A 14,886-nucleotide genomic window follows, 5' to 3' on the forward strand; every position below is an offset into this window, starting at 1 on the left:
TGGGGTCCGTGGGAGCAGGGCATGGCTGCGGACAGTGAGCGGATGGCTCGTTCCGGTATGCCGCCGCTGACCACTGAGCAGGGCCTGGCGCTGTTCGACGCGGTGGCCGGCTCAGCTACGCCGAGCGTGGTGCCGGTGCGGCTGGATCTGGCGGCGATTCGCAAGGCGGGCGAGGTACCCCGCTGCTGCGCGGCCTCATCCGCGGCCCGGTCCGGCGCGGCCAGGCTTCCGACACCGCCCGTGGACTCGTCAACCGCCTCGCCAGCCTCGCGGAGGTGGAGCGCCGGGCAGAGCTCGTCGAGCTGGTGCGCGGGCAGGTCGCCGGCGTCCTCGGCCACGCCAGCGCCACGCAGGTCGACCAGGGCCGCGCGTTTCAGGAGCTGGGCTTCGACTCTCTCACCGCCGTCGAGCTGCGAAACCGGCTGGGCGGTACCACCGGGCTGCGGCTGCCCGCCACGCTCGTCTTCGACTATCCGACGGTGACGGCGCTGGCCGGTTACCTACACGACGAGCTGTTCGATGTGGACAGTGTGGCCGCCACACCCGCCGCCGCCCTGCCGAGCGTGGCGGTCGACCCGATCGTGATCGTCGGCATGGCCTGCCGCTACCCGGGCGGCGTCGCCTCGCCGGACGACCTGTGGCGCCTCGTCCGCGACGGCGTGGACGCGATCAGCGAGTTTCCGACCGACCGCGGCTGGGACCTCGAAGGGCTCTACGACCCGGATCCCGAGCACCTCGGCACTTCGTACACCCGCCAGGGCGGCTTCCTGACCGAACCCGGCGCGTTCGACCCGGCGTTCTTCGGCATGAGCCCGCGCGAGGCCCTCGCCACCGACTCGCAGCAACGGCTCCTGCTCGAAGTGACGTGGGAGGCGGTCGAACGGGCCGGCATCGACCCCGTGACGCTGCGCGGCAGCCAGACGGGCGTGTACGCGGGCGTCATGTACAACGACTACGGCGCTCTCCTCGACGGCGGCGAACACGAGGGCCTGCAAGGGCAGGGCAGCTCGGGGAGCGTGGCGTCGGGCCGCGTGTCGTACACGTTCGGCTTCGAAGGTCCCGCGGTCAGCGTCGACACCGCCTGCTCCTCCTCGCTCGTGGCGCTGCACCTCGCCGCCCAGGCGCTGCGGGCCGGGGAGTGCACGCTCGCGGTCGCCGGTGGCGTGACGGTGATGTCCACGCCGACCGCGTTCGTCGAGTTTTCCCGGCAGCGCGGCCTCGCCCCGGACGGGCGCAGCAAGGCATACGCGGACGCGGCGGACGGGGTGGCCTGGTCCGAGGGCGTGGGCATGCTGGTGCTGGAGCGGCTCTCGGACGCCGAGCGCAACGGCCATCCGATCCTCGCCGTCGTGCGGGGCAGTGCGGTGAACCAGGATGGTGCCTCCAACGGCCTGACGGCTCCGAATGGCCCGTCGCAGCAGCGGGTGATCCGTCAGGCTTTGGCCAGTGGTGGCCTGTCGCCGGCCGATGTGGATGTGGTGGAGGGCCATGGGACCGGCACGACGCTGGGTGACCCGATCGAGGCGCAGGCGCTGCTGGCCACGTACGGCCGTGACCGGCAGCGGCCGCTGCTGCTCGGCTCGGTGAAGTCGAACCTCGGCCACACCCAGGCGGCCGCCGGCGTCGCGGGTGTGATCAAGATGGTGATGGCGATGCGGCACGGCACCGTCCCACGCACCCTGCATGTCGACGCGCCGTCGTCGCATGTGGACTGGTCTGCGGGTGCGGTCGAGTTGCTGACTGAGCAGGCAGTGTGGCCGGAAGTCGATCGTCCGCGTCGGGCGGGTGTGTCGTCGTTCGGGATCAGCGGCACGAACGCTCATGTGATCTTGGAGCAGCCGGCCCCGGCCGCGAGTGTTGTGGTGCCGGATCCGGTGGTGGTGCCGTGGCCGGTCTCGGCCAAGTCCGAGGTCGCCCTCGATGTTCAGGTCGAACGGCTGCACACTCTCGACGGGTCGCGGGCCGCGGTCGGTCGGGCGTTGGTAGGCCGGTCGGTGTTCGAGCATCGGGCGGTGCTGCTGGCCAGCGGTGATGGTGTGTCCGAGGTGGCCCGCGGCCACGCCCAGCCGGGGCGGCTGGCGGTGCTCTTCTCCGGTCAGGGCTCGCAGCGGCTGGGGATGGGTCGTGACCTGTATGCCCGCTATCCGGTGTTCGCGACCGCGTTGGATGAGGTGTTGGCGCGTCTTGATCCGGGGTTGCGGGAGGTGATGTGGGGTGATGACCCGGAGGCGTTGAACCAGACCGGTAACACCCAGCCGGCACTGTTCGCGGTCGAGGTCGCCCTCTACCGGCTTGTCGAGTCGTTCGGCGTCACCCCCGACCAGGTGGCCGGCCACTCCATCGGCGAGGTCACCGCCGCCCACATCGCCGGTGTCCTCACCCTGGCCGACGCCTGCCACCTCGTCACCGCCCGCGCCCAGCTGATGCAGCAGCTCCCCACCGGCGGCGCCATGATCGCCATCCACGCCACCGAAGCCGACATCACACCACTGCTGACCGCACGCGTCTCGATCGCCGCGGTCAACGGCCCCACCGCCATCGTCATCGCCGGCCACGAGGACGAGGTCGAGGCGGTCGCGGCCCAGTTCACACGGACTACCAGGCTGCGGGTCTCGCACGCCTTCCACTCCCCACTCATGGACCCCATGCTCGACACCTTCCAGACGGCCATCACCGACCTCACCTTCCACCAGCCGCGGATCCCGATCGCCGCCAGCGGCGACGTCACCGACCCGAACTACTGGGTCCGCCACGTCAGGGACACCGTCCGCTTCGCCGACAACGTCGCCACCCTCGACGGGGCCACCCTGCTGGAGATCGGACCCGACGGCGTCCTGGCCGCGATGACCGGCACCGCCATCCCCACCCTGCGCAAAGACCGCGACGAACAAACAGCCTTCCTGACCGCCCTGGCCCGACTACACACCACCGGCACCACCATCGACTGGACACCCACACTCACCGGCACCGACAAAGCCGACCTACCCACCTACCCCTTCCAACACGAACGCTACTGGCCCGCTCCGGCCGCGGCGCGCACCGGCGACGTTCGCGCCGCCGGGCTGGAGGCCACCGACCACCCGCTGCTCGGCGCCGCCGTCGGGCTCGCCGACTCCGGCGGCATGCTCTTCACGAGCACGCTCTCGCTGCGTACCCACCCGTGGCTCGCGGACCACCGCGTCGGCGGCGTGCCGCTCTTCCCCGGCACCGGATTCGTCGAGCTGGCGATCCGGGCCGGTGACGAGGTGGGCTGCGACCGGATCGAGGAGCTGACGCTCGCCGCCCCGCTGGTACTGCCCGAGCACGGCACCGTCCGCCTGCAGGTCTCGGTGTCCGAACCGGACGGTGACGGCCGCCGCCGCATTGCCGTCTACTCCGCCGAGGCCGGCGCCCCGTGGACCCAGCACGCTACCGGCGTGCTCGGGTCCGGCGGCCCACGCGTCGAGCCGGGTGGGGAGTCCTGGCCGCCCGCCGGTGCCCAGCCGGTCGACGTGGACGGCTGCTACGACGCCTTCGCCGACGCGGGCTTCACGTACGGGCCGCTCTTCCAGGGCCTGCGGGCGGCCTGGCGGCGCGGTGACGAGACCTTCGCCGAGGTCGAGCTTCCCGGTGGTACCGCCAATGGCTTCGGCATCCACCCGGCCCTGCTCGACGCGGCCCTGCACGCGGCGATGCTGCCCGGCGAGGGCGGCGCCGGCGACGCCGGTGGCCTGCCGTTCTCCTGGGAGGGCGTCACGCTGCACGCGGCCGGCGCCACCTCCCTGCGGGTACGGCTCGCACCGTCCGGCCATGGTGGACTGTCCATTGCGGTCACCGGCGCCGGCGGCGCACCGGTCGCCACGGTCGAGTCGCTCGTCACCCGGCCGGTGACCGCCACTGCGAAGCCGATCGAGCAGGACGCCCTCTTCACCCTCGACTGGGTGCCGGCCACCGCGGCCGGCGAGCAGGGCCTGGGGACCGTCGCGGTGCTCGGACCCGACCCGTTCGGCCTCGCGCCGGCCCTGGGCGCCACGGCCTACTCCGGCCTCGCCGCGATCACCGACCCGCCGTCGACCGTCCTGGTCACCGCGCAGGGCAGCGGAGGACCGGTCGAGGCCGCACACGCCCTGACCGCCCGCATGCTGGAACTCATCCAGGAGTGGCTCGCCGACGAGCGGTTCGCCGAGTCCCGCCTCACCGTCGTGACGCGCGGCGCCACCAGCGGAGCTGACCCGGCGGCGGCCGCGGTCTGGGGCCTGGTCCGGTCGGCGCAGTCGGAAAACCCGGACCGCTTCGCGCTCGTCGACACCGACCAGGCCGAGGTCACGCCGGCACTGCTCGCCGCCGAACCGCAGGTCGTGCTCCGCGATGGCGTGGTCCATGTGGCTCGGCTGGGTCGTGGCTCGGCTGGTGAGGTGGTGGTGTGGGATCCGGATGGTTTGGTGCTGGTCACTGGCGGTGGTGGTGGGTTGGGTGCGGTCGTGGCGAGGCATCTGGTCGAGCGTCACGGGGTGCGGCGGTTGTTGCTGGTCAGCCGTAGTGGCAGGGCCCCGGATCTTGCGGATCTTGGTGTCGAGGTGGCGGTCGAGGCGTGTGATGTGGCCGATCGTGGTCAGGTTGAGGGGTTGTTGAGTAGGCATCGGGTGACCTCGGTGGTGCACGCGGCTGGTGTGCTTGATGACGGAGTGGTCAGTCAGCTCACGCCGGAGCGGTTGGCGGCGGTGTTGCGGCCGAAGGTGGACGCCGCGTGGCATCTGCATGAGCTGGCCGGTGATGTGGACGCGTTCGTGTTGTTCTCGTCGGCTGCTGGCGTGTTCGGTGGTGCGGGGCAGGCCAACTATGCGGCCGGTAACGCGTTCCTGGATGCGTTGGCGGTGCGCCGGCGGGTCGAAGGTAAGCCCGCGGTGTCGCTGGCTTGGGGTCCGTGGGAGCAGGGCATGGCTGCGGACAGTGAGCGGATGGCTCGTTCCGGTATGCCGCCGCTGACCACTGAGCAGGGCCTGGCGCTGTTCGACGCGGTGGCCGGCTCAGCTACGCCGAGCGTGGTTCCGGTGCGGCTGGATCTGGCGGCGATTCGCAAGGCGGGCGAGGTACCCCCGCTGCTGCGCGGCCTCATCCGCGGCCCGGTCCGGCGAGGCCAGGTGGCGGACGGCGGGCATCGGCTCGCCCAACGCCTCGCCACCGCGAGCGACGCCGAGCGGCGCGAGGTGCTGCTGGAGCTGGTGCTCGACCAGGTCGCGGCGGTGCTCGGGCATGGCGGGCGGTCCGACGTGGAGCCGGAGCGGCAGTTCCAGGACCTCGGGTTCGACTCGCTGACCGCGGTCGAGCTGCGCAACCGGATGAACGCGGTGACCGGGCTCCGCCTGCCCGCCACGCTCCTGTTCGACCACCCGACGCCGGCCGCGCTCGTCGAGTACCTGCACGGCGAGCTGGCACCGGACGCCGCGGCCGAGATCAACGGCCTCCTTGCCGCGCTCGACTCGCTGGAGAAGGCGCTCGCCGGCACCACAGTGGACCCGAAGGCGCACCAGCAGATCGAGGGCCGCCTCGAGGTGCTCCGGGCCAGGTGGGCCGGCACGCGCAACGAGCAGGAGCCGCGCGCGGAGATCAACCTGGACGACGCCTCGGACGAGGAGATGTTCGCGCTCCTCGACGAGGAACTCAGCCAGCAGGGAGACTGATCGCGTGACCGAGACGCGCACCGTGCGACTCCGCCCGCCCCGCAACCCCGTCGAGCGCCGCGCCGTCACCTGGTGGGCGGTCCGCGCCGCCGCCGTGACCGGTGCGGCCGCGGTCGTCCTCGCCGTGCTCGCCCTGCTCATCGGCCCACTCCGGCCTTGGCTGCTGGCGGCCCTCGTGCTGGTCGTCCTCGGCGGCGCGGCGTACGCGGTCGTGGTGCCCGCATCCGGTACCAGGTGCACCGCTGGGAGGTCACGCTCGACGCGGTGTATGCCCGCCGCGGCTGGTTTCTCCAGCAGTGGCGGATCGCGCCGATGTCCCGCATCCAGACCGTCGACACCGTGCGCGGACCCCTTGAGCAGCGCTTCCGCCTCGCCACCGTCACGGTGACGACCGCTTCCGCCAAGGGGCCGGTGCGGATCGACGGGCTCGACCACGAGCGCGCGGAGGAGCTGGTCCGCAAGCTCACCGCCGTGACACAGGCCACCGACGGGGACGCGACGTGACCGGGGAGTGGCAGCGGCTCCATCGGCGTACCCTCTGGCTCACCGCCCTCTACCTGCTCGGCTTCGCCGTCGTCGCGGGCGTGCCCACCGCGCTGCTGCTGCTTCAGGGTGGTGTCGACGCCTGGCTGGTGTCCCTTGTGGTGGGTGGCGGAGCGGTAGTGCTTGTCTCGCACGGCGTGCTCATCGACTGGGTCCGCTGGTGGTACACCGAGTACCGGATCACCGAGGAGCGGGTGGAGCGGCGATTCACGTTCGTCTTCCGTACGCACAAGTCGGTGCCGCGCGAGCGGGTGCGCACCGTCGACGTCAACGCCACCATCGTGCACCGCCTGCTCGGCCTGGCCAGCGTGCGGATCGGCACCGGCCAGCAGGACATGTTCGGCAAGGTCTCCGTCACGTTCGACCCGCTCGGCCGCGAGCTGGCCGATGCCCTGCGCGCGGAGCTTCTCCACAAGGGACACGAAGGCCCCGAGGTCGAGCTGGCCCGCTTCGACAGGGCGTGGATCCGGTACGCGCCACTGTCCGTCACCACGCTGGCACTCGGTGCTGGCGCGTTCGGTCTCGTGATGCAGGTGACCGACTGGTTCAACCTGCAGGTCGCGGTCGTCGACTTCGTCCGTGACCTCTTCCGCGAGCTGCCGCTGATCCCGCTCCTCGGCGTCATCCTGGCGATCGGGCTGGTGCTCGGCGTCATCGGCTCCCTCGGCCTCTGGGTCGAGCTGTGGTGGGACTTCCGACTGACCCGGCAGTCAGGCAACCTGCTCGTGCGGCGGGGCCTGCTGACCCGCCGCTCGCTCACATTGGAGGAACGCCGGCTGCGCGGCATCGAGGTGATCGAGCCGCTCGGCGCCCGGCTGGCCGGCGGTGCCCGCCTTGACGCGGTGGCGAGCGGCTTCACGGTGAGCATCGACGAGCGGCGCAACGACCCGCGCACGCTGCTGCCGGTCGTGCCCCGGCAGCTCGCGCTCCGAGTGGCGGCCGACATCCTGGGCGAGCCGGTGGTACCGACCGAGGCGGCGAGCCTCACCCCGCACCCGCCAGCCGCCCGGCGCCGCCGCCTCCTCTGGGCGGTCGGTGCCGCGGTAGGGGTCGCGCTGGTGCTTGCCGCGCTCGGGCTGCTGCTGGTCGAGGCGCTGCTGCACCTGGCCTGGATCAGCGCGGTCGTGCTGGTGCCGGCCGCCGTCTGGATCGGGCTGGACGCCTACCGCGCGCTCGGGCACGGCCTCGCCGGCGAGTACCTGGTGTCCCGTCGCGGAAGTGTGCGGCGGAGCACGGTCGCCCTCCGGCGCGACGGGGTGATCGGCTGGGTGGTGTCCAGCTCACCGCTGCAGCGCCGGGCCGGCCTCGTGACGCTGACCGCCACGACGGCCGCCAACCACGGCGGCTACAAGATCCCCGACGCGGGGCAGGCCCAGGCTCTCACGTTCGCCGACGAGGCGGTGCCGGATCTGATCGCGCCGTTTCTGGAGACGGAACAGGGAGTTGGCGCGGCGCCTCGCCGACCGGCCCGCCAGCCAACTCCCTGACCACACATCGAGCAACCCTGATAGGGGGTTACTTGATGAATTCTTGCGCTACCACCGGGGGCCACATGCCCGCGGACAGCACACCGGTCGCGTACGCCCGAGAGACCAGCGCCGCCCGGTTTGGCGCCTTGAGCTTCTTCATCATGGTCGCGACGTGGTATTCCACGCCCTGCCTGCTCAGGTAGAGCTTGGCGGCCAGGTTGACAGTGGACATTCCCATCGCGACACCCTGCAGGATGCGGGCGTCCAGGTCGGTGAGCACCTTGTGACGGGCGGTACGGGTGGCGGTGTCGGCGGCGGCCTCGTCCCACTGGACCATGACCAGGATGCTCGACACCAATGGCGAACGGTCCCGGATGGACACTGCGGTCAGCTGGGCGGGCATGAGGCACTCCTCGGAGCGAAAGCCCAGCACCCGCTCGGTGATTCGCTCGCAACGCCCCTCGATGAGGCGTACGAACTGGCGGCGGAGCGTGGTCTGGGTGCTCACCCGGAGAAAGTCGAAAAGCTCGCGCCCGATGGCGTCGGTGGTCCCGCCGAGCTCCCGGCGGAACGGCTCGTTCGCCTCCTGGACCCGCAGCGCGAGGTCGACGGAGGCCATACAGATGCCGGAGCGCTCGAAGAGCGACCGGTATGCGTCCGCGTGCCGGTGTGCCGGTGAGGGGCCGGCCGGGTAGCGAAGCTCCTGGTATGTGGGCTCGGCAAGTGCTTGCGTCACGAATCCTCCCCGCGAGATCCCACCGGGGGCCATGGAGAGTCGGTGGGGGTCGGTCTCGGCTTACGAGAGCCATGTTGTCCGGCGCCCGACGTGGGGGATACCCGTAAAGAACCCCTATAGCGGCCCGCCCGCAGCACGCTGGAAACAACCCGCGACCTGGAGAAACAACGAAACAGGGCCCCGCCGAAGCGAGGCCCTGTCCCGGTGGGGGAACTATAGGTCGGCCTGATGGTGCAGCTCAGAGCGTTGGGCCATCACTGAGTCCAATGGTTCGCTCGCAAGCTCGCTCACGTGACGTTGATGGTGAACGTTGTCGTCGTGTTCCGGATGTTCTGGAAGTTGTTGCTGAACCGCAGGTTGTTGAAGGTTACGGAGCCGCGCGCCGGGCCCTGGCCGGGCTCGGGCATCTCGTTGGCCCAGATGCCGAAGCCGGACTTGGCGTCGTATGCGTCACCACTTCGTTGCGCTCCGGATATGGAGACGTTGGTGAAGATGGTGTCCGCCACCGGGAAGAGCGGCTGGCCGCCGACGTAACCGGTTTGGAACATGATGCCGTGGTACGTCGGGTCCACAATGTCCACATTGCTGACGCGGATGCCCTGGAAGACCTTGCTCGCGGAGAACACCCATATGCCGGGGAAGGTTTGCGCGCCCCAGAAATGACCACCGGCCCGCACGATCGAGAGCCCGTCGAAGACGGTCGGCGGCGTGGCACCGAAGCCGTCCATCGGGATGCCGAAGTCGAGAGAGCTGATGGTGATACCGGAGTACACCAGGGTGTCCGCCACGTAGATGTTGCGGAACGTGTTGGCCAACCCGCCGTAGACAGCGACGCCGGCGGCGCGCCAGGTCAGGATCGACGTCAGGTTTTCGAACACGTTGTCCCGCTGCGCCCCGCCGCCGCCGTCGGTGGCCGCGAAGAGGGCGAAGCTGTCGTCGCCCGACGCCCGGGACTCGTTGTTGCTGACCAGGTTGCCCGTGCTGCCGTTCGTCATGTTGATGGCGTCGGCGAACAGGTTGCGCGAGCGGGTGTTCCGGATGGTGGTGTTGTCGGTGTTGAGGCCCCAGAACAGGCACATCTGGTGCTCGGCCCAGATGCCGTCGATGGTGATTCCGGAGACGTTCTGCAGATCGAAGACCTTGCCCGGGCCATCGTTGCGCTGGGTGTAGTTGCCGAAGTACGAGAACCCGGTGAAGAGCGAGCCGCCCGCCGCGCCTTCCACGCGGAAGCCGACATCGGTGTTCTCCTGGTTCTGCGGTGCGACGAAGCGGGTGTACCAGGCGCCGGCGCCGACCACGCGCACGGCCTTGCCGTACACCTGGAACTTGCTGGACGTCGGGTACTCGCCGGCCGGCAGGTAGACACCGATGAGGTTGCCGGTGGTGTCCATGCGTACCCGGTCGAGTGCGTTCTGTACATCCTGGTGGGTGAAGCCGGTCGGCGTGGTGTACCGGGCCGGGTCCGGGTTGCCCACCTGCGACACCTGCTCGGTGCTGACGAAGTCGATGGCGAACGTGCCGCTGTTCGCCGCGTCCTTCTGCAGCTTGATGCGGCTGCCGGCGGGCACGGTGGAGTTGAGGAAGATGTTCGCCTCGTCGTAGATGTGCCGCGGGCTGCCCGCACCCGGCGAGTTGCCGGGGCCCGCCTCCGCGCCGTACAGCCACGCGTACTTCGAGGTGAGCGGGATCGCCTTGTGGAACACGTCGTCGACGTACACGTTGAGCGTGCTGCTCGTGCCGCCGCCACCCGCGGAGTCCGGGATGGAGAAGCGGGTGACCAGCGTGTTGGTGCTGGCCCTGGTGGTGAACTGCACGAACGCGCCGTTCTGGTTGAGCGTGACGGCCCGGCGCCCGGACGCCTCACCGGCGAGGTCACCGATCGTCCGGTTGGGACCGATCACGCTGGCTCCGCCACCGACGGCGCCGTCCTCCGCCTCGAGGATGTCGAACGGCATGTTCGCACCGCGGCCCACGAACAGCGGCCGCTCGCTGGTGTTGTTCGCCTGCTTGACCGGCAGCTCGTTGGCGTCGTTGGCGAGCACCACCCGGACCGTGTACCGGCCGTTGGTGGCGGGCCACGTGCCGAGGCTGATGACCGGCGTGGTGGCGCCGGCCGCGATGGCACCGGTGTGCGAGCCGGTGAGCGTCCGCACGACGGCACCCGAGTCGTTGAGCACCGTCAGCGTGATGCCGTGCGCGCCCGCGGCCGAGGCGATGTTGCCCTGGTTGCGGATGGACGCGCTGAACGTGACCGTGTTGCCGGCACCGGGGTTGTTCGGCGTCCAGCCCACGGCCGCGGCCACCAGGTCCGAACTGGACACCGCGGTGACCACAAGGGACGTCGGGCTGGTGAAGGCGTTGTTCGTGTCGTTCTGCTCGATGACGTCGTTGTCCTCGTCGACCTTCGCGGTCACCTGGTAGGTGCCGGCGTCGCGCGGGCCGATGTTCGCCGAGACGGTGGTGGAGGCGCCGGCGGCGAGCCCGCCGACGGCGGCGGTGCCGACGAGCGCGGTACCAAGGTAGAAGTTGACGTCCGTGGCCCCGGAGGCCGCGTTGCCCGCGTTGCGCACGGTGGCGGAGAGGGTGATCGCGCTTGTCTCCACCGGTGCGGCCGGGCTGGACGTGATGCCGGTGACGGTGAGGTCCGGGTTGGGCGCCGGCGTACCGATCACCTGGAACTCCGCGACCTGACCGCCGGGCGCCCCCGAGTTGGCCGTGAAGCGCAACTGCACGTCAGCGACGTTCGCGGTGACCGGAATCGTGACGGTGTTGCTGGACGCGGGGTTGAACGTGTACGTCTGCGACGACACAAGGTTGGTGAAGCCTGACGCGCTCTGCTCCCGGCCGAGCACCTGGAGCGTCTGCGTGCGGGTGCCCCAGATCGGGTCGGGGTTGAGCCGCAGCACGACCGAGTTGATGCTCGCGTTCGCGCCGAGCTGCACGGTCAGCGTGCCGGGGAAGCCGTTGGACTCCCAGTAGGTACCCACGTTGTTGTCGTTGGCGTTGGTCGCGACGAACGTGTGGATGTGCCCGGACTCGGTGATGGGCTTGCCGAGGGCGAGGTTGGTGCCGCCGGTGGGCGCGCCCGGGCGGGTGACCGTGTTGCTGTTGCCCGACTGGTTTCCGGCCGCGTCCTTGGCCCGCACGTAGTACGAGACCGAGGTGCCGTCCGGCTGGTTGTCGGTGTAGGTGGTGACGTTGCCGGCCACGCTCGTGCGCAGCGTGTTGTTGGCGTAGATGTCGTACCCGGTGACGCCGACGTTGTCGGTCGACGCGTTCCAGGTGAGCCGGATCTGGCCGGTGGCCGGCTGGGTGTATGCGAGGTTGCCGGGCACGCTCGGCGCCTCGTTGTCACCCGTCGCCGGGCCGTAGACCTCCAGTTCGGAGAGCTGCCCGGCCGGCCAGCCGGTGTTCGCGGTGATGTTCAGCCGCACGTACCGCGTGGTGGTGGCGGTGAAGTCGATCGTCACGGTGTTGCCGCTGGCCGGGTTGAAGACGTACCCGGCGGAGGCGACCAGCGTGCTGAACGACGAGCCGCTCGTGCTCGACTGCACGGTCAGCGTCTGGGTGCGGGTGCCCCAGCCGGCCGGCAGCTTGAGCACGACCTGGTTGACGCTCACCGACGAGCCGAGGTCCACCTGGATCCACTGTGGAAACGCGTTGTTGGCGCTCTCCCAGTAGGAGCCCTGGTTGGCGTCGTTGGCGTTGCCGCCGGGGTAGCCGCCCTGGGTGCTGCTGACCTGGATGGCCTTGCCCGTGGCGAGGTTGGGCCCGGCCGCGGCGACCGCGAAGACGTCGAGCGCGGAGAGCTGGGCCGCCGAGGTCGCGGTGTTGCCGGTGACGTTGACCCGGACGTACCGCGCGCTCGTGGCGCCGAAGTTGATCGTGACGGTGTTGCCGTTGCCGGGCGCGAACGTGTACGCGGCCGAGGACACGATCGTGGCGAACGTGCTGCCGTTCGGGCTGCCCTGCACGGAGAGGGTCTGCGTGCGCTGGCTCCAGCCCGCCGGGACCTTGAGCTGCACGCGGTCGATCTTCCGGCTGCTGCCGAGGTCGACCTGCGCCCACTGCGGGAAGGCGCCGGAGCCCTGCCAGATGGTGGCCTGGTCGCCGTCGGTGAGGTTGGCGATGGGGTACGCGCCGTTGCTGGCGCTGGCTGCCGCGGTGCGACCGGACGCGAGGCTGGGACCGCCGGCGGCGGCCTCGGCTGGCGTCGCGATGGCGACCGGCGCCAGCGTGACGGCGGCGGCGAGGGCTAGCGCCCTCTTGAGTCTGGATCGAGCGGGGGACATGGCGGTGCGGCACCTACTTCCGTGGGCTGTGCCGCGGTCGGCGGGCGTGGGTGCCCGCTGGCGCGGCAGAAGGGCCATACCGGTGACGTCGCCACGCCCGGGCGCGTGGGGCGTACCGCCGTGCGATGTGTTTCGTGGCGATGACGATACAAATTCAGACTGATCAACGCAAGAAGCTGATCCATATCCGCAAGAACTCAACTTGCTCTACGGTGTACGGCGTTTTCGGGCTTGGTGGTCATCCATCGTCTTCGACACGACCTTCAGCGCCTTCGGGTCGCGTAGGGCCGTCGTGGAGAGCTGACCCACCCCTGCTCGCCCGCGCGGTCCGACCTCGTGCCCGAGATGCCTCCGCCGCATGCCCGTCCGTCAGCGCGACGGCGCCGATCCGCCAGTTGTCCCTTCTCGGAAGGGCGCCACCCGCTGGTCGGTGCCATGCTGAGCGGCACGTTGATCGCGCGACGAGGGCGGTGGGGACGCCGTCGGGGGCCGTCGGGAGGTCCGTGGCGGCCGGGGGTACCGATGGGAAAACATTCGACGGGCGACGCCGTGCGGGGCAGACCGGCGCTCGCCGTCGCCGCGTGCGGTGTGGTGGCGGTGCTGGTCGCCGCCGGGGTTTACGTCCGCGCGCGGGACGAGCCGAGCGGTGTGGCCGAGGCCGCCTGCCCGCACACCGTACGCGTGGTGACGGCGTCCTCCTTCGCTCCGGTGCTGGAGGCGCTGGCGCCCCGGACGAGTGCGGACGAGAGCTGTGTCAACCTGCAGTTCACCGTCGCCGATGGGCGGGCGGCGCCGGGCGCGGTCGAGCGGATCGACGCCGACGTGTGGATACCCGACGACTCCTCGTGGATGGCCACCGCGGCCGGTGGGCTGCTCGCGGCCAAGGACGTGGCCGGCTCCGGTGCGGTGGTGGCGGAGACGCCGATCTACATGGTCACCGACGCGGCGACGGCGGACCGGATCCGCGCGGCCGGCGGCTCATGGCTGGCACTGGCAAACCTCGTCGCCTCCCGCTCGGGCGTACGCCTCGCGGTGCGGGACCCGGGCGGCTCGGGCGACGGGATGGTGGGCGCGGGTGGCGTCGCCGAGGCGGTGTGGCTGGCGAAAGGCATGGACGCCTCGGCTCTGGCGCTGGCACGTGCCCTGCCCGTGACCCGCACGGTGACCGGCGGCGACCCCGCACTGCCGAAGCAGGCCGGCGAGGTCGGGCTGGTACCCGAGTACGCGCTCCTGCCCCGGCTCGGCGCGACGGCACCGGCGATCCTGTCCGGCAGCGACTACGCGGTCATGCTGCGCTACACCTGGCTGCCTACCACGGCCGCCGTGAAAGACCTGTCCCGCGTGGCCGCGCTGGAGCGGTTGCGAAACGCGCTGACCGGCGTACCCGGCGCCGCTGCCCTGGGCGAAGCGCGGCTGCGCGGGCCGGGCGTGGACCGGCCGCCAGCGGGCGCCGACGTCGAGCTGCCCGCGCTGGCCCGCGTCCGCATGGGCGTGCTTGGCGCGCACCACGTCGACCACGTCCTCGCCACCTGGTATCCACCGGATCGGCGGACCAACCTGCTGGCCGTCGTCGACGTGTCCGGCTCGATGGGTGAGCAGGCGCCCGGCTCCGGCGCCAAGCTGATCGACCTCGTGCGGGAGGGCTGCCGGGCACTGGGCGGGCTGCTGCCGGACGACAGCCGGGTGGGCATCTGGGAGTTCGGCATTGGGCTGGATCCGCCGCGTGACCACCGGGTCTTGCTGCCCACCGCCGCGCTGTCGGCGCCCCATCGCGCCGCTATGGACGCGGCCGTCGGCCGGCTGGCGGCGCGCAAGACCGGCACCGGCCTCTACGACACGATCCTCGCGGCCTACACCGCGGGCCGGGACGCCTATGAACCGGGCATCTCCACCCAGGTGCTGGTCTTCACCGACGGGCGCAACGAAGGCGATCCGCAGGGCATCACGCTGGCACAGCTGACCGCCGGACTCCAGCGTGCGAAGGACCCGGCCCGCCCGGTGCAACTCAGCGTGGTCGCCTTCGGGCAGCGACAGGAGGCCAAACTGCTGGCCGGTGCGGTCGAGGCGGTGGACGGGTACGTCGCCGACCTGACCACCGCCGAAGAGGTGACGGCGGTCTTCATCCACACCGCGGCCGGCGGCCTCCACGGCGACTGATCCCGGCGACTTGCGTATCTGCTCAGGTG

Annotated in this window: 6 protein-coding genes; 4 read left to right on the top strand and 2 right to left on the bottom strand. The window is 70.9% G+C overall.

Going from position 1 to position 14,886, the window contains the following annotated elements; genetic code table 11:
• The first annotated feature begins 275 nt into the window (after positions 1–275).
• The 3 genes from Phou_RS51915 to Phou_RS45930 all read left to right on the top strand — a co-directional run bounded on the left by Phou_RS51915 (position 276) and on the right by Phou_RS45930 (position 7,690).
• On the top strand, positions 276–5,660 hold the full coding sequence (locus Phou_RS51915; RefSeq protein ID WP_371872272.1) for an SDR family NAD(P)-dependent oxidoreductase: 5,385 nt from the start codon (positions 276–278) through the stop codon (positions 5,658–5,660).
• Positions 5,661–5,894: 234 nt separating this feature from the next.
• Positions 5,895–6,164 (top strand): PH domain-containing protein, encoded by a 270-nt coding sequence (locus tag Phou_RS51920; RefSeq protein WP_218579607.1) that lies wholly within the window; start codon positions 5,895–5,897, stop codon positions 6,162–6,164.
• Complete coding sequence (locus Phou_RS45930) at positions 6,161–7,690, top strand: PH domain-containing protein (RefSeq protein ID WP_173070410.1); 1,530 nt, start codon at positions 6,161–6,163, stop codon at positions 7,688–7,690. The genes Phou_RS51920 and Phou_RS45930 overlap by 4 nt, the downstream gene beginning before the upstream one ends.
• Before the next feature lie 28 nt (positions 7,691–7,718).
• On the opposite strand, the gene Phou_RS54110 is transcribed toward Phou_RS45930, so the two are convergent.
• Both Phou_RS54110 and Phou_RS45940 read right to left on the bottom strand, forming a co-directional pair.
• Entirely contained in the window at positions 7,719–8,408 is a 690-nt protein-coding gene (locus Phou_RS54110) for a helix-turn-helix transcriptional regulator (RefSeq protein ID WP_173070412.1), read from the bottom strand.
• Between the two features lie 287 nt (positions 8,409–8,695).
• Positions 8,696–12,700, bottom strand: coding sequence for a galactose-binding domain-containing protein (locus tag Phou_RS45940; RefSeq protein ID WP_173070414.1), 4,005 nt, complete (start codon positions 12,698–12,700; stop codon positions 8,696–8,698).
• A 522-nt stretch (positions 12,701–13,222) separates the two neighbouring features.
• Here Phou_RS45940 and Phou_RS45945 point away from each other — a divergent pair.
• Positions 13,223–14,857: a substrate-binding domain-containing protein gene (locus Phou_RS45945; RefSeq protein WP_173070416.1), complete on the top strand. Its 1,635-nt coding sequence runs from the start codon at positions 13,223–13,225 to the stop codon at positions 14,855–14,857.
• Positions 14,858–14,886: the final 29 nt, after the last annotated feature.

Origin of the sequence: Phytohabitans houttuyneae, from assembly GCF_011764425.1 — a bacterium.
GTDB classification, from domain to species: domain Bacteria; phylum Actinomycetota; class Actinomycetes; order Mycobacteriales; family Micromonosporaceae; genus Phytohabitans; species Phytohabitans houttuyneae.

Bases quoted from the DNA above. Each gene is read 5' to 3' on its own strand.
- Phou_RS45940 (WP_173070414.1), bottom strand. From the start codon at position 12,700: ATGTCCCCCGCTCGATCCAGACTCAAGAGGGCGCTAGCCCTCGCCGCC.
- Phou_RS45945 (WP_173070416.1), top strand. From the start codon at position 13,223: ATGGGAAAACATTCGACGGGCGACGCCGTGCGGGGCAGACCGGCGCTC.